At 58.4% G+C, this 15,586-nt stretch carries 12 protein-coding genes and 1 tRNA gene; 4 read left to right on the forward strand and 9 right to left on the reverse strand.

Annotation, left to right across the window (positions count from 1 at the left end):
• Positions 1 to 11 precede the first annotated feature (11 nt).
• Positions 12 to 99 (forward strand) — tRNA-Ser (locus HHJ17_RS01070).
• Positions 100 to 175: 76 nt separating this feature from the next.
• Here HHJ17_RS01070 and bamE read toward each other — a convergent pair.
• Positions 176 to 670, reverse strand: coding sequence for an outer membrane protein assembly factor BamE (bamE, locus tag HHJ17_RS01075; RefSeq protein WP_296500245.1), 495 nt, complete (start codon positions 668 to 670; stop codon positions 176 to 178).
• Positions 671 to 907: 237 nt separating this feature from the next.
• Here bamE and putA point away from each other — a divergent pair, with 237 nt between their 5' ends.
• Together putA and putP are read left to right on the forward strand one after the other, a co-directional pair.
• Complete coding sequence (gene putA / locus HHJ17_RS01080; protein ID WP_296504716.1) at positions 908 to 4,981, forward strand: trifunctional transcriptional regulator/proline dehydrogenase/L-glutamate gamma-semialdehyde dehydrogenase; 4,074 nt, start codon at positions 908 to 910, stop codon at positions 4,979 to 4,981.
• Between the two features lie 146 nt (positions 4,982 to 5,127).
• Complete coding sequence (putP, locus tag HHJ17_RS01085) at positions 5,128 to 6,618, forward strand: sodium/proline symporter PutP (protein ID WP_296504717.1); 1,491 nt, start codon at positions 5,128 to 5,130, stop codon at positions 6,616 to 6,618.
• A gap of 163 nt (positions 6,619 to 6,781) precedes the next feature.
• On the opposite strand, the gene HHJ17_RS01090 is transcribed toward putP, so the two are convergent.
• Together HHJ17_RS01090 and HHJ17_RS01095 are read right to left on the reverse strand one after the other, a co-directional pair.
• On the reverse strand, positions 6,782 to 7,564 hold the full coding sequence (locus HHJ17_RS01090) for a hypothetical protein (protein ID WP_296500249.1): 783 nt from the start codon (positions 7,562 to 7,564) through the stop codon (positions 6,782 to 6,784).
• Between the two features lie 182 nt (positions 7,565 to 7,746).
• Positions 7,747 to 8,382, reverse strand: a complete 636-nt coding sequence (locus HHJ17_RS01095) for a flavin reductase family protein (RefSeq protein WP_296504719.1) — start codon at positions 8,380 to 8,382, stop codon at positions 7,747 to 7,749.
• A 223-nt stretch (positions 8,383 to 8,605) separates the two neighbouring features.
• Here HHJ17_RS01095 and HHJ17_RS01100 point away from each other — a divergent pair, with 223 nt between their 5' ends.
• Positions 8,606 to 9,124: a hypothetical protein gene (locus HHJ17_RS01100; protein WP_296500252.1), complete on the forward strand. Its 519-nt coding sequence runs from the start codon at positions 8,606 to 8,608 to the stop codon at positions 9,122 to 9,124.
• 42 nt (positions 9,125 to 9,166) lie between these two features.
• On the opposite strand, the gene phaP is transcribed toward HHJ17_RS01100, so the two are convergent.
• The 6 genes from phaP to HHJ17_RS01130 form a co-directional block, all read right to left on the reverse strand.
• Positions 9,167 to 9,607, reverse strand: coding sequence for a TIGR01841 family phasin (gene phaP, locus HHJ17_RS01105; RefSeq protein WP_296504720.1), 441 nt, complete (start codon positions 9,605 to 9,607; stop codon positions 9,167 to 9,169).
• Positions 9,608 to 9,839: 232 nt separating this feature from the next.
• Complete coding sequence (locus HHJ17_RS01110) at positions 9,840 to 11,564, reverse strand: sensor domain-containing diguanylate cyclase (protein WP_296504723.1); 1,725 nt, start codon at positions 11,562 to 11,564, stop codon at positions 9,840 to 9,842.
• A 3-nt stretch (positions 11,565 to 11,567) separates the two neighbouring features.
• Positions 11,568 to 12,593: an extracellular solute-binding protein gene (locus HHJ17_RS01115; RefSeq protein WP_296504725.1), complete on the reverse strand. Its 1,026-nt coding sequence runs from the start codon at positions 12,591 to 12,593 to the stop codon at positions 11,568 to 11,570.
• A gap of 6 nt (positions 12,594 to 12,599) precedes the next feature.
• The gene (serS, locus tag HHJ17_RS01120) at positions 12,600 to 14,033 is read right to left on the reverse strand and encodes a serine--tRNA ligase (RefSeq protein WP_296500259.1); all 1,434 of its coding nucleotides are present in this window, start codon (positions 14,031 to 14,033) and stop codon (positions 12,600 to 12,602) included.
• A 74-nt stretch (positions 14,034 to 14,107) separates the two neighbouring features.
• Positions 14,108 to 15,067: a 4-hydroxy-3-methylbut-2-enyl diphosphate reductase gene (gene ispH, locus HHJ17_RS01125; RefSeq protein ID WP_296504726.1), complete on the reverse strand. Its 960-nt coding sequence runs from the start codon at positions 15,065 to 15,067 to the stop codon at positions 14,108 to 14,110.
• A complete protein-coding gene (locus tag HHJ17_RS01130) occupies positions 15,064 to 15,528 on the reverse strand; it encodes an FKBP-type peptidyl-prolyl cis-trans isomerase (RefSeq protein ID WP_296504728.1) in 465 nt (154 codons plus the stop codon). Before HHJ17_RS01130 ends, ispH begins: the two co-directional genes overlap by 4 nt.
• Positions 15,529 to 15,586 lie beyond the last annotated feature (58 nt).

Raw genomic sequence — 15,586 nt, forward strand, 5'->3', positions numbered from 1 at the left:
CGAACAATATCGGAGAAGTGGCAGAGTGGCCGAATGTACCTGACTCGAAATCAGGCGTACCGAAAGGTACCGTGGGTTCGAATCCCACCTTCTCCTCCAGAAACAGACCGGAACCCGCAGCAATGCAGGCTCCGGTCTTTTTTATTTCCGGGTTAGGTGCTCATTACCCCCGCCGTCAAGTTGCGCCTTTATCACGCCTGTCGCATTCGGGTGGTTCGCCATAGCCAGCCGAGCGCACCCGCTGTTGCTGCGACAGTTCAATTTGAAACCAGTTGCAAGAAAAGTTGTCGTAGCGGTAGCTCCAGACCTCGCCACGCGCACGCCCGAGCACCTGTACCTCACTGGGCCGGCCCAGCAACTTAAGCACATCGTCTTGTGCCATGCCAACGTTAATACGGTTGAAGTTCTGTTCGGTCAAAACCTGCTCGGCGCGGATGGCTCGGCCAGCGGCATCGAAATAGACAAACCAAGTCTGTTTGCCAAACGGCCCGCGCGTGAATTCAAGTCGACTGCCTGCGTCCAGCTGACGCTCCATATGGGGTGGCCCCATCCGCGCCACCAACTCATCGCGGCTCATGCCGACCAGTCCGTCGGGCGGCGCGTAGCTGCTGCAGGCCGGCAGCAGCGGCAACAACAAGAGCCAACTCCAAGCTAAAAAACGATGACGCATCACGGATTCTCCTGATCTTGCTCGCCTGCAAAGAAGCGCATTGGCATTGTAATTTGCGCCACATTAGCAGCCTCCGGTGGCAAAGAATCTACGCGCCCCCTGATGACTCATGAATACAAAACTCCAATCCTCGTCATAAGGCTCCTTAACTAAGAATATATAAGGGTTAACCCTTTTATATTCAAGGTTGCACCTTGCATAAAATTAGTTGCACTTACTTTGATAAAAGGTGCAACCATGTCCACAGTCACTCTCGGCATCAAGGTAGATGAAGCCCTTCGAAGCCGTATCAGGGAGACCGCTGCTCAGCAGGGTCGCACCCCCCACTGGCTGATCAAGCAAGCCGTCTTGCAGTATGTTGAGAGTTTCGAGCGAGGCCACCCCCCAGGCACAGCTTCAGGCACAACCCGCCTGTCTTTCATGAGTGACGCGAACGAAGCCGACAAACAAGCACGACCGATCACGACGCTGCCATCTGGACAACCGTTCCTGGACTGGGCGCAGAACGTGCTGCCGCAAACCGATCTGCGTGCCGCCATTACCGCCGCCTGGCACCGGCCAGAGACAGAGTGCCTGCCAATGCTGGTGCAGTTGGCGCACACGGCGGATTCGACGCAGCGCGCTGCGATCGAAGAAGTCGCCATCCGACTCGTGGAAGGACTGCGAAGCAAGAAAGTAGCTGGCGGCGTAGAGGCGTTGGTACAAGAGTTTTCGCTTTCCAGTCAGGAAGGCGTGGCATTGATGTGTCTGGCCGAGGCGCTCTTGCGCATTCCCGACAACGCGACGCGCGACGCGCTCATTCGCGACAAGATCAGCCGTGGCGACTGGCATTCGCATCTGGGGAATTCACCATCCATGTTTGTTAACGCGGCGGTCTGGGGGCTGATGCTGACCGGCAAACTCACCAGCACCAACAGCGAAAAAAGCCTGGCCTCCTCGCTCACTCGCCTGATTGGCAAGGGCGGCGAACCGTTGATCCGACAAGGCGTGCACCGTACCATGAAGCTCATGGGCGAGCAGTTCGTCACCGGGCAAACTATCTCCGAAGCACTGGCCAACAGCCGTGCCCTGGAGAAGGTGGGATTCCGCTATTCCTATGACATGCTGGGCGAAGCCGCCGCGACCGAGCTTGATGCCGAGCGCTACCTGGCATCCTACGAACAAGCCATCCACGCCATTGGCAAGGCTTCGCACGGGCGCGGCATCCACGAAGGGCCGGGCATTTCCGTCAAGCTGTCGGCGCTGCACCCGCGCTACAGCCGAGCCCAGCGCGAGCGCGTGATGGGCGAGCTGCTGCCGCGGCTCTTGAAACTCACACGCCTGGCGCGCCAGTACGACATCGGTCTCAATATCGACGCCGAGGAAGCCGACCGGCTGGAGCTCTCACTTGACCTGCTGGAAAGCCTGTGTTTCGACCCGGCACTCAGGGGCTGGAACGGTATCGGCTTTGTCGTCCAGGCCTACCAAAAGCGTTGTCCTTACGTGATCGACCATGTGATCGACCTGGCGCGGCGCAGCGGCCACCGGCTGATGCTGCGGCTGGTCAAGGGGGCTTACTGGGACAGCGAAATCAAGCGCGCCCAAGTCGACGGCCTTGATGGCTACCCGGTCTACACGCGCAAGGTCCACACCGACGTCTCCTACCTCGCCTGCGCACGCAAACTGCTGGCCGCACCCGATGCGATCTACCCGCAGTTTGCCACCCACAACGCACAGACCGTATCAAGCATTTACCACATGGCCGGCAACAACTACTACAGTGGTCAATACGAATTTCAGTGTCTGCACGGCATGGGCGAGCCACTGTATGAGCAAATCACCGGCACCGTGGCCGACGGCAAGTTGAACCGACCTTGCCGCATCTACGCCCCGGTGGGCATGCACGAAACGCTGCTGGCCTACCTGGTACGTCGCCTGCTTGAGAACGGCGCCAACACCTCGTTCGTAAACCGCATTGGCGATCCGAACGTGCCGGTGGCCGAACTGATCATGGATCCGGTGATGGAGGCGCAGCACATCAAAGCCGAGAGCGGCCAGCTGGGCGCCCCGCATCCAAAAATTCCGTTGCCACGCCAGATGTTTGTCGATCTGGGCGCGCAATCGCGTCAGAACTCTTCGGGACTGAACCTCGCCAACGAACAACAGCTGGCGTCGCTCGCGGCCGGCTTGTTGCGCAGCACGCAAGGCGTTTACGCAGCGGCAGCCAGCGCTGCGGGCATGTCGTTCGTGAACCCGGACAGCGCGGCTGTTGACGGCTGGCAGCCGGTATTGAACCCGGCTGATACGCGTGACCAGGTGGGCTGGGTGCGGCCCGCCACATCGCAAGAAGTCGAACAGGCAGCTCGTCGAGCCGCTTGCGCTGCACAAATCTGGCAAGGTACGCCGCCGCAAGAGCGTGCCGCCTGCCTCATACGCGCCGCCGACCTGCTGGAACAACGCACCCAGAACCTGCTGGGCCTGATCGTTCGGGAGGCGGGCAAGTCCCTGCCCAACGCCATTGCCGAAGTGCGCGAGGCCGTGGACTTCCTGCGCTACTACGCGGCGCAGGTCCAGGCCACCTTCGACAACGACTCGCACCGTCCGCTTGGCGTGGTGCTGTGCATCAGCCCCTGGAATTTTCCGCTTGCCATCTTCATCGGCCAGGTGGCTGCGGCACTGGCCAGCGGCAACTGTGCGCTGGCAAAACCAGCCGAGCAGACGCCGCTGGTGGCCGACGTGATGGTGAAAATTTTGCACGAAGCCGGCGTGCCGGTGGACGCCGTGCAGCTGCTGCCCGGCACCGGCGACACCGTGGGCGCGGCATTGGTGGCGCACCCACTGGTGGCCGGTGTCATGTTCACCGGCTCGACCGAAGTGGCACACCTCATTGCACAGACGCTAGCCTGCCGCCTGAGCCCACAAGGCCGCTGCATCCCGCTGATCGCTGAGACCGGCGGGCAAAACGCCCTGGTGGCCGACTCGTCAGCACTGGCCGAACAGCTCGTCGGCGATGTACTGTCGTCGGCCTTCGATTCGGCCGGCCAGCGCTGCTCGGCGCTACGCTTGTTGTGCATCCAGGAGGATGGGGCCGACCGCGTGGTGGACATGATCAAGCAGGCCATGCGCGAATGGGTCATGGGCAACCCCGACCGTATGCACACCGATGTGGGCCCCGTGATTGACGAGGACGCGCGCAGCCAGATCGAGCAGCACATTGCCCGCCTGCAAGCCGAGGGCCAGCCCGTCACCCGCATGGCACGCGACGAAAGCGCAGGCCAGGGCCACTTCGTGATGCCCGCACTGATAGAGATCGACCGCATCGAGCGCCTGCAGCGCGAAGTTTTCGGCCCGGTGCTGCACGTGCTGCGCTACCGCCGCGACCAGCTGGACGAGGTGCTGGACGCGATCAACGCCACCGGCTACGGCCTGACCTTCGGCGTGCACAGCCGCATCGACGAAACCATCGCCCAGGTCACGCAAAAGGTGCAGGCCGGCAATGTCTACGTCAACCGCAATGTCATCGGCGCCGTGGTCGGCGTACAGCCCTTCGGCGGCATGGGCCTGTCCGGCACCGGCCCGAAGGCGGGCGGCCCGCTCTACCTGTACCGCCTGCTGCAAGCGGGGCAGGCACAGGGCAACCTGGCCTTGGCCGCACTGCCAGCTATGCCGGTCAGCCGCACCGCCCCGCTGACGACTGGATGCAACCCGGCCGACCTGCCCACCTTGCGGGCGCTGCAAAGCCTGATCACGGCTTTGCAAGGTCCAGAGTTTTCCAAGCTCGACGGCTGGCAAGGCCGCGACGCCGACCGTGCCGTGGTGGCGTGCGAAGCCTACCGTACCTACAGTGTATTCGGCCAACTCTTTACCCTGCCCAGCCCCACTGGCGAATCGAACCGTTACCAGCTGCTGCCGCGCGGCGCCGTCTGGTCTGCAGCACACACCGCGCTCGGCTTGGTGCACCATCTGGCGGCAGCCCTGGCCAGCGGCAACCCGTGCTGGCTGGAAATGCCCGCGGCCGACAGCGCCGTGGCGCGTGTACTGGCGGCCCTGCCGCCCGAGGTGCAGAGCTTCGTCCAGCAACGCAGCGCCGAGCAACTGCACAGTGAGCAGCAACTGAGCGTCATGCTGTATGAGGGTGATAGCGATGCATTACAGGCCTTACTGCCGCGCATGGCACAACGGCCGGGCGCCATCGTGCGCATCGAGAACCTGACCCCGGCGCAATTGGCCGGCGGCGTCCTTTACGACCTGAGCGCGCTAATGCATGAGCAGAGCATCAGCACCAACACGGCCGCCGCAGGCGGCAATGCGCAGCTCATGACCATGGGCTGATGCACGCGGCCAACCGCGAACCTGTCCAGCCACCCTTTTACCCACGGCGGCCGCCCTGATACCCCAGGGCGGTCTGGCGCACCCGACTTACCGTCATGGCCTGCGCCAATTTTTGAACCACCCCGTCCCACATCGAGGAGACTTTCATGAACTTTACCGATCCCACCGTGATCATGTTTGGCATTTACCTGTTTGCCATGTTATTCATCGGTTTCCTGGGCTACCGCGGCACCGACAATCTGGACGACTACATCCTGGGCGGGCGCAGTCTGGGCAGCTTTGTCACCGCGCTGTCGGCTGGCGCTTCTGACATGAGCGGCTGGCTGCTCATGGGCCTGCCGGGAGCCATCTATCTTTCGGGTCTGAGCGAAGCCTGGATCGGCGTCGGCCTTGTCATCGGCGCCTATCTCAACTGGCGTTTTGTCGCCGCGAGGCTGCGCTTGTACACCGAGCGGGCGGGCAACGCGTTGACCTTGCCCGACTACTTCGCCAACCGCTTTGAAGACACTCAGAACCTGCTGCGCATCCTCACCACCGTGGTGATCCTGGTGTTCTTCACCATCTACTGTGCCTCTGGCGTGGTGGCTGGGGCGCGGCTGTTCGAAAACATGTTCGGACTGCCCTACCAGACCGCTTTGTGGGTGGGCGCCGCCTGCACCATCGCCTACGTGTTCATCGGCGGCTTCCTGGCCGTGAGCTGGACCGACACCATACAGGCGTCGTTGATGATCACGGCGTTAATCGTGGCGCCAGTGGTGGGCTATTTCGCAGTCACCGATGGCCTGCAGCCTGCGCAGTCCATCACGGATCTGATGGAGCCGGCCAAGCTGGACATGATGAAGGGTGCCTCCTTCGTCAGTGTCGTCTCTCTGATGGCCTGGGGGCTGGGCTATTTCGGCCAGCCGCACATCCTGGTGCGCTTCATGGCCGCTGAATCGGTCACGACCATTCCGGCTGCACGCCGCATCAGCATGACCTGGATGATCTTGTGCCTGGCCGGTGCGGTCGCGGTCGGGTTTGTCGGCATTCCGTATTTTCTGGCACACCCGGGCGGTGCCTTGGCCGTGAATGCCAACTCCGAAACCGTGTTCATCGAAATGGCCAAACAACTGTTCAACCCCTGGGTCGCCGGCCTGCTGCTCGCTGCCATTCTGGCCGCTGTCATGAGCACACTGTCTTGCCAATTACTCGTCTGCTCCAGCGCACTGACTGAGGATATCTACCGCACCTTCCTGCGCAAGAACGCCGGCCAGACCGAACTGGTGTGGGTTGGCCGGGCCATGGTGATGGCCATTGCACTGGTCGCGATTGGCATCGCCGGCAACCCCGAAGCCAAGGTGCTCGGCATGGTCAGCTACGCCTGGGCCGGCTTCGGCGCCGCGTTCGGTCCCGTTATCATCCTGTCGTTATTCTGGTCCCGCATGACCCGCAACGGTGCGCTGGCGGGCATCCTCGTGGGTGCTGTGACGGTAGTGATCTGGAAACAGAACAACTGGCTGGGTCTGTACGAGATCATTCCCGGGTTCATCTTCGGCTGGCTCGCCACGGTCATCGTGAGCCGCTTCAGCCAGCCGTCCGTCAGCATGTTGCAAAACCACCAGGCGGTGGAAACTGAACTACGCAAGGCGCTGGCATGAATCCAGACAGGAACTCGCGCAGCCAAAGGGTTTTCTACGTTCATCATTGCTTCAGGCAATGACGGCAGCTTCCTGCCAAATGACGGATACAAAAAATTTCTTACCCATTCACTGAACCAGTAGTGCAGACCCTAACTGCGTAACAGTTCGGGTCTGCACCTTGTTACGCGTCCAGCGGCAGCGGAGAATTCACCAGCTTTAAGCTGCCATTCGGTCCCGCAACAATTCGATCCATCGCTACTAATTTCTTGATGGCCGCCGTCATGGAACCCAGGGGGATGCCCGTCTCCTGTCCGGCAGTCGTTTGGTTAATTTCCGTGAATTCATTGGCATTCAATACACGCTCAAAATGCTGTAGCAGCTTGGCGGGGTTACCACTGAGCGCCAGCGTTTTTTCTGAAACAGCAGCGCGCTTGGATGGCGAGGTCTTGACTTTGGGTGCCGCTGATTTTTTCTTTGACTTGACCGCCACCGCGCCAGGCGCCAAATCATTTTTTGCTGCAACAGGTTGCGCGTCGGCACTTGTCGTTACGGCCGCAGCACGGGACACCGTCTTGGATTTTTGCTTTGGTTTCTTGGTTTTGGCACGTGTCGCGGTTGGCGTCACATCCTTTTGACTGACCGCCGGTTTTTTGACTGCACGTGATGGCGCTGCAATCGCAAGGGTTTGCCCCACGGTGGTTTGGTTATCCGCGCTGAGTTCCGAGGCTACTTGAAACACTTTTCTGATCTCTTCTTCGATCCCGACCATGGCCTGCGACAGGCGCGCCACTGTCTTCCAGTTCGCAAACAACGCATCATTGCCCAAGTTGTAGGGGTTGGTCGCAATTGCGGCATTGACACGTTCGGCATACTGAGTGACTTCATTTTTTAGTTTCAGATCTGCCGCAAAAGCTGCGGCGCCGACTTTTTGAATGGCTGAAAGGGTCGAGCTGGAGAGGGACATGAGTTTGATTCTTTATAGACAATGGAAAAAACGGGAGTCGTGCAGCTTGCCTCAGTGAGGTAAGCGCCCACCATTTAGGGCGAAAACGAAAAGGCAAAGAATCCCGCAAAGGGTATAAATTTTACCCGGGCTGTTTTAACCAGCCGTTAGCGGCACCCAATGCGTCCGCCCGGACCACGGGGTTAAGCGGGACGACGCATCTTGAACAATTGTTCCGGGCCGATGGAGAAGTAATCGGCAGCGCCGCCGCCACGCAAAATGTGTCCCGCCGCAGCCGTGTCGTAAATACCCTCTTTCAGCAAGGTCTGGGCGATATGCACGGCCACCACCTCGCCCAGCACCAGCCAGGTCGGCACCTTGTCACCATTGACGCCCTGGAGCTGCACGATCTGCGTGCAGCGACATTCAAAAGAAACCGGGCTCTCCCGCACACGAGGCACCACAATGACGCGGGAATCGATTGGCGTCAATCCCGCCAGCTCGAATTCACTGACTTCGGGCGGCACGGCGGCACAGGTCTGGTTCATGGCCTCGGCCAGCGGACGGGTGACCAGGTTCCAGGTGAACTCACGCGTCTCCTCGATATTGCGCACCGAGTCCTTGTAGCCAATGCTGGCAAAGCCGACGATGGGCGGCGTGTAGTTGAAGGCATTGAAAAAGCTGTACGGCGCCAGATTGAGGGCACCTGCGGCACTGCGAGTTGATATCCAGCCAATCGGACGTGGACCAATGATGGCATTGAACGGGTCGTGCGGCAGGCCGTGGCCGTTGCGCGGTTCGTAGAAGTAAACGGTGTCTTGCACAACAGGCAGCTTCAAAGTGAATCAGGAGTCTGAGGATACCTGTTGCCGCCGTCGCAAACTTAACCAGCGGTGCCGACACATCCTCTTTGCCAGACAAATCTCAGAACCTGTATGGATACAGGGTACGGTCATTATCGGGTTACATCCCTACCGCCCGTACACTAATCCATGTGTCTGGAGGTTCATCCATTGGGACGAGTGCCGCTCAAATCCAGAAAATTCACCGCGGAGCAAGTCAGTGGTTATTTTTCTGCTGTTGCCCCATTCACGCCATCGGCAATGCTGTACCGCAGCATTTTCGGAGGCGAGTCCTTCCGCAACGATCAAAATTTTGAAAGATTCACTTATGGCAATTGGCTGGCTTGCGGCCCTGAAAATTATTCCGTGGTCCGACGTCATCAGCAACGCGCCGCTAGTCGCGGATGGGGCGAAGAAGCTGTGGAAGGCTGTCGCCAAAAAACCAGCTCCCTCAGCGCTTGAAGCGGCGGGGTCTCAAGCAGTCTTGTCGTCGGAGGGGTTGGCTATCGCCGCTATCGCAGAGCGCATCGTCAAAATGGAGGTGGCCGTGTCGGACTTGCACGCTCAAATGGTCGCCTCTTCAGAACTCATCAAGGCGCTCGCTGAACAAAACGCTCAACTCATCAATCGCGTGGAAACCAATCGAGTGCGCATGCTCTGGCTGGCTGCCATCACGGTGGTGACGGCAATCACCGCGGTAGGCTGCTTGGTGTTAGCGGTAACGCGCTACAGCGCCTAAAGTTCCGGCCGGAGAGATAGGCCAAGCATTCCAGATTTTGGCTTATTCGATCAAGTTCCGCAGGGCCTTGGCATCATTTTTGAAATCTGCAAAAGTGCCCTCGGTTCCAGCAGGGGCGCTTTGAATAACGTTTTCCACAACATCTGAAAAAACCGTTTGCGCTTCAGCCAACTCAACTTTGAAGTCTTTGGCCAAGTCGGCAACCGTTCGCTTCTCGATAGAAAACAGCCGATTGAAATAGTCAATCGAATTCACAGTCAACGCCTGAAACATGCCCGCTTGCAAGGCCATCAGTTCGTTGGCGTCTTTGGCGGCCAAAAACGCTTGACTGCGACCAAAGGACTCCCCCAATACGGTTTTGCAAGCAGCCATATTCAAATGAATTAACTTTTCAAATTTGGCAGTCGCGCGGGTCGCCCATCCCTCCAACTCTCGCGCATCAGCTTTGTTAGCGGCCATGAGTCGTTCAAAGATGTCAGTCATTTTAATTTCCTGTCACAAGTCAATTCCAACAACTCAGTCGAACCTCTTGATTGGGTCCGTCAACTTCGATTTATGAAAAATAGCATTTGATTCAGCAACTCAATTCAGGTTATTGAGATTTCGCAAGAAGCAGGTAATATTTTTCAATTTTTCGAAAGAGAAAATTGACGATCTAAGTACCCCATAAGGCTTGCCAATCAGACCCGCTGCAGGAATTATTTTCGGAAGCCGCTTATTTTTTACCCTCGAAAAGCCGGACCCGGTTGCCCCCTTCTTCCTTGGAAAGATACATGGCGGTATCAGCACTCCGCGCGAGCGTCAACTCGTCGCTGCCATGCTCCGGATAAATCGCTGCCCCGATACTGGCTGAAATATGGATATGCCGGCCGTCGAGTTCAAAAGGCTGGTTCAGGGTCTTGCAGATTTTTTCCGCAACCACCAGCGCATCCTGTTCTTCCTCGACATGGGTCAGCAACACGACAAACTCATCGCCTCCCAAGCGGCCCACCGTATCAACGTTACGCACACAGTCTTCCATTCGTTGTGCGGCAGCCATCAGCAGCAAATCGCCAACGTGATGACCGTAGGTATCGTTGATGGCCTTGAACTCGTCCAGATCGACAAACAACAAGGCCATGCGCGTCTGATCGCGCCGGGCCTGCGAGACAGCCTGCTGCAGCCGGTCGTCAAACAGGGCGCGATTAGGCAGACCGGTCAGCGAATCATGCTGTGCCAGATGCTTGAGGGCTTGTCGACTCTCATTTAACTCACGCAAGTTCGCAACAATGGTGACTTGCATGTCGTTCAGACTGCGCGCAAGCAGCCCGATTTCATCCTTGCGGGCAGAGGACAGTTCACTGACCACCTGTTCTTTTGAAAATAGTCCAACCGCATGCACCATGCTGCGCAAGGAGCCGGTCACGACCCGCGAAACCAGCGCAGCCAGCAGCACGGCCAGCACGCCGAGCACCACAATCATTTGAATCGTGGTCCAACCCAGTTTTTTGGCTTCCCGAACCACATTTTCCAGGGGCTGCGACAGGCCCAGAATCACAAAACGTTGATCGATTGATCCAGCAAAAGGCAGGCGAACAAACGCAGCCACGAGGCCATGGTTGGCTTGCTGCTCAACTTCGACATTGGTCACCACACTGCCACTCTTGCCGGTGATCAAGGCCGTCACCGGTTCAAAAAACTCCTGAATGAAGACTCTGCGACCCTGCTCAAAACCAAAGGCCTGCGCAGGATTGGGATGGATCAAATAATCCCCCCAATGGTTGCTCAAATACAGCTGGTAGGCATTCGGCAGGTCAGATTTCAGGCGATCAAACAGGCCGTTCAGATCAAGGTTGATCACGATCAGCCCCAGCACTTTGCCGTCTTGGGCAACGACGGGCGTGGCAACGCGCACGGTCGGTTTGTGCAAGCCGGAATGAGCCCCCTCTTCGTGGTTAATGGTGATGTCGGACAAATAAACCTGTCCCCGACCCAGTTGCAAGGTGCTGAACACATAGGGGTAATGTGCTTTTTCTTGCAAATCGGCCGCCTGCACGCGCACCAATCGGTCGCCGTCCCGATCAACGCGAACCAGCTCCAGACCGTGCGCACCGGCGCCAATCAAACGAATCTGGAAGTACTGGGGATTGACCGCCAACATCGCAGCAAAGGTATCGGCCAGCAGTTCTTTGTCACGGTCAGCCGTCACACCCATCGGAAAACTGGCAACGGCAGAGGTCGTCGAGAGCTTGGCCAAGAGCAAGGTGTCACCCGATATTTCATCGATGCTGGACTGAAAATTCCGGCCCAGCACCTGGGTCGCCGTGAGTAAATCACGTTGCGCCGCACTCAACAGCATGGCCCGGCTGCTGGCGTAAGAATAGTAGCCCACGATGCTCATCGCCACGATGCCGAAAGTGGCGAGCAAAAGCCCCAACTTGAAACCAATGCCGTATCGCATAGGCTAAAACCGTCCCGGTAAATCGCCAGAAATAATGCGCGCCCACAGGGCGGCCCGGCGCTTGTCATCTTCCACCGGTTCGAGCCAGATGATTTTGTCCGTTTCCCGGGTGGCGGTGTCCGCCTCAATCGTGTTCGAGAGGCCCTGCCGACGGGTCAATTCTCGACTCACCGTGATGTCCAGCATGTAGTTAATCCAGCGCTCCGCCAGGTTTTTGTTTTTGACCCCGCGCGTAATCGCCCAGCAGTCCAGCCAGGCCAGCGCGCCCTCTTGGGGAATGACATAACCGACATCCGCGCCCGCGTCCTGCAAGAGCTTGAGTTGTTGCCGTCCGTAATTGGCAAACAACAGTGCCGCGGTTTGAGTGCGAAACAATTCAACCGATTCTTCTGGCAAGGTGTAGAAAGTCAGCACATTACGGCGTAAGGCAATAAGGTGATCGACCACGGATTTGACATTTTTATCTTCAATCCGGAACGGCTTGCCGCCCAGCGCCAGCGAGGCAATCGAAAAGTTGTGACTGCTGTCATTGAAGGCGAGTACCCGCCCCTGGTACCTGGGATCCCACATCACCGCGATCGACGTCGGCGCTTCCTTGAACTGCTTGCGGTCAAATATCAGCCCCATCTCCGAATACGTATAGGGAACGGCATACACCTCACCCAACTGCGTGATCCCAGGAATGTTCTTGGCATTGCGAAAGCGGGGTAACTGGTTCGCCGTATTGGGAATATTGGCGAGTCGCAGCGGCACGATGAGCTTCTCGTCCAGGTAATGCTGCAACTCGGCGGTGTTGGCGGCAAACACATCAAAATCATCACCGTGGTTGGCGCTGATTTTTTGCCGCAAGACCTCATCCGAACTGATGTAGCTGACTTCGACGCGCACGTCGTATTTTTTCTCAAACGCCTTGACCAGATCGCTATCGGCGTAGCCGGGCCATGTCAGCACGCGCAAAGTTTCCACCGCCTGGCTTGGCAAACTCAAGGTCAGACTGACGATGAGGCATGTCAAAAGGCGGAGGATCATGGCAGGCTACGAAGTCATGTCATTCATGGTGGTAGCGCCCAGGACTTTTTGGCCGCCGACATAGGAACGCAAGGCCTGCGGCACGGTGACCGAGCCATCGGCATTCTGATAATTTTCCAGCACAGCCACCAGCGTGCGTCCGACGGCGAGGCCGGAGCCATTGAGGGTGTGCACCAACTCGTTCTTGCCCTGCGCATTCTTGTAGCGGGCTTGCAGGCGGCGCGCCTGGAATGCCTCGCAATTCGAAATCGAGCTGATTTCGCGGAAGGTGTTTTGCGCCGGCAACCAGACTTCCAGGTCATAGGTTTTGCTGGCCCCAAAGCCCATGTCGCCGGTGCACAGCGACATCACCCGGTAAGGCAAGCCCAGTTTTTGCAGGATGGCTTCGGCGTGGCCGACCATCTCTTCCAGCACTTCGTAACTTTTTTCAGGATGCACGATTTGCACCATCTCAACCTTGTCAAATTGGTGCTGGCGAATCAGGCCGCGCGTGTCGCGCCCGGCACTGCCCGCCTCGGAGCGAAAACACGGGGTGTGCGCCGTCAGCTTGATGGGCAAGTCAGCCTCGGCCACGACTTCATCGCGCACAAAGTTGGTCAGCGGGACTTCACTGGTGGGGATCAGGTACAGCGCCGCGTTGTCCGGCGCCGCTTCGCCTTCTTGCCCGCCCTTTTTGGCGGCAAACAGATCGCCCTCAAACTTGGGCAACTGGCCGGTACCGCGCAGGCTCTCGCCATTCACGATGTAGGGCGTATAGCACTCGGTGTAGCCGTGCTCCTCGGTTTGCACATCCAGCATGAACTGCGACAAGGCGCGGTGCAAGCGGGCAATCGGCCCCTTCATCACCGTGAAGCGAGCGCCGGTCAGCTTGACGCCCATCTCGAAATCCAGCCCCAGCGGCGTGCCCAGGTCGACATGGTCTTTCACCTCAAAATCAAATTCCTTCGGTGTTCCCCAAGTGCGCACCACCACATTGCCATGCTCATCCGCGCCTACCGGCACGCTCTCGTGCGGCAGATTCGGCACCGCCAGCAGCAGGACTTGCAGCTCTGCCTGGATCTGATCGAGACGGGTGGCTGAGGCTTCAAGTTCGGACTTGAGACCTGCTACCTCGGCCATTGCCGCGTTCAACTCCATCTGAGCATTCACAAGCTCAGCATCCACATTTAAGGTGTCAGTCGTTCCCTTCAATAAATCATTAACCTGAACAATGACTTTTCCGATTTTCGCGAATGGCAATTGAACTTTGAGCATTCCAATTCTTTTACTCAGGCCATTGCGCTTGCTCTGCAACTCTTCAGTCCGCATCTGGATCGTCTTGCGCTCGGTCTCCAGCGTTCGGAAGGTGTCCACATTCAGGAAGGCTTGCGGCTTTTTACGCGTTTCAAGGCGCGCAATGGCGGAATCAAGGTCTTTGCGGAGCAGAGTAATGTCAAGCATGGTGCAGTTTTATATAAGAAATAAGGCTGTAGCGCCCTAGTTTATTGCGTAAGCAGCTATTTATTCAATAGCAATTAGTCGATCAGCTTCAAGCCCTTGGGCAACGGGAACTTCACCGTTTCCTCGATGCCCGCCATCTTGCGCACCGACACCGCGCCCAGCGCCTTGATGCGGTCAATCACCTGCTGCACCAAAATCTCGGGGGCCGAAGCTCCGGCGGTCAAACCGACCCGCTGGCGGCCCTCAAACCACAGCGCCTGCAACTCGTCCGCGCTGTCCACCATGTAACTCTCGGTGCCCAACTTGCGCGCCAACTCGGCCAGGCGGTTGCTGTTGGAACTGGTCGGACTGCCCACCACGATCAGCACATCCACCTGCGGGCTCATGACTTTCACGGCATCCTGCCGGTTTTGCGTGGCGTAGCAAATATCCTGCTGTTTGGGTTGGCGTGCATTGGGGAAACGCAACTTGATGGCCGCCGCAATCTCGGCCGCGTCGTCCACGCTGAGGGTGGTTTGCGTCACCACCGCCAACAGTTCGGTCTGGGCCGGCTGCACGCGCGCCACATCGGCGACGTCTTCCACCAGATGAATGCCGCTCTCCAGCTGACCCATGGTGCCTTCGACTTCGGGGTGCCCTTTGTGGCCGATCATGATGAACTCGTAGCCTTCCTTGTGCAGCTTGGCGACCTCCACATGCACTTTGGTCACCAGCGGGCAGGTGGCATCAAAAATCTGGAAGCCGCGGGCGGCCGCTTCTTCCTGCACCGCCCGGCTCACGCCATGAGCCGAGAAAATGAGCGTAGCCCCTGCCGGTACGTCATCCAGCGCTTCAATAAAGATAGCACCTTTGGCCTTCAGGTCATTCACCACATAGGTGTTGTGCACGATTTCATGCCGCACATAAATCGGCGCGCCAAACTTTTGCAAGGCCCGCTCGACGATCTCGATGGCCCGGTCCACCCCGGCGCAAAAGCCGCGCGGCTCCGCCAGCAGGATTTCCTGGGGGGCCGAAGTGATGGCGGCTGCGTTCACAGAATACCAATCACTTGCACTTCAAACGTCACCGGCTGGCCGGCCAGCGGATGGTTGAAATCAAACAGCACGGCGTCACCTTTTTCGTCGCTTCGGAGTTGCTGCACCGAGCCGGCAAACTGACCCTTGCCGTCCGGCGTGGGGAACTGCACCACATCGCCCACGTCGTACTGCGCATCGGCATCGCCCATGTCCGTGAGCACTTTGCGGTCCAGCCACTGCAGCATGTCGGGGTTGCGCTCGCCAAAGGCCGCGCCGGATGCCAGTTCAAAGGTGGCGCGACTGCCCTCCGCCAGGCCCAGCAAATGAGCCTCGACGGCGGGCGCCAACTCGCCATTGCCCAAGGTGAGCGTGGCGGGTTTGCCCTCAAAGGTGTTGATCACATCCCCCGCCGGACCGGCCATGCGGTAATGCAGCGTGAGAAAAGAACCGGGTTGAACAGTGGCAAGCGTGGCGGTCATAAAAGTCCTGGATAAAAGTCTGACAGACATTTTGGCGAATAAACTGATCTCCATTCTA

Source organism: Rhodoferax sp. (assembly GCF_012927445.1).
In the GTDB taxonomy this organism is placed as follows: Bacteria; Pseudomonadota; Gammaproteobacteria; order Burkholderiales; family Burkholderiaceae_C; genus Rhodoferax.

What these genes read in the sequence shown, in the direction of transcription:
- phaP (WP_296504720.1), bottom strand. Translation starts at nt 9,607, where the DNA reads ATGACTGACATCTTTGAACGACTCATGGCCGCTAACAAAGCTGATGCG.
- HHJ17_RS01130 (WP_296504728.1), bottom strand. Translation starts at nt 15,528, where the DNA reads ATGACCGCCACGCTTGCCACTGTTCAACCCGGTTCTTTTCTCACGCTG.
- serS (WP_296500259.1), bottom strand. Translation starts at nt 14,033, where the DNA reads ATGCTTGACATTACTCTGCTCCGCAAAGACCTTGATTCCGCCATTGCG.
- putA (WP_296504716.1), top strand. Translation starts at nt 908, where the DNA reads ATGTCCACAGTCACTCTCGGCATCAAGGTAGATGAAGCCCTTCGAAGC.
- bamE (WP_296500245.1), bottom strand. Translation starts at nt 670, where the DNA reads ATGCGTCATCGTTTTTTAGCTTGGAGTTGGCTCTTGTTGTTGCCGCTG.
- HHJ17_RS01115 (WP_296504725.1), bottom strand. Translation starts at nt 12,593, where the DNA reads ATGATCCTCCGCCTTTTGACATGCCTCATCGTCAGTCTGACCTTGAGT.
- putP (WP_296504717.1), top strand. Translation starts at nt 5,128, where the DNA reads ATGAACTTTACCGATCCCACCGTGATCATGTTTGGCATTTACCTGTTT.
- HHJ17_RS01090 (WP_296500249.1), bottom strand. Translation starts at nt 7,564, where the DNA reads ATGTCCCTCTCCAGCTCGACCCTTTCAGCCATTCAAAAAGTCGGCGCC.
- HHJ17_RS01110 (WP_296504723.1), bottom strand. Translation starts at nt 11,564, where the DNA reads ATGCGATACGGCATTGGTTTCAAGTTGGGGCTTTTGCTCGCCACTTTC.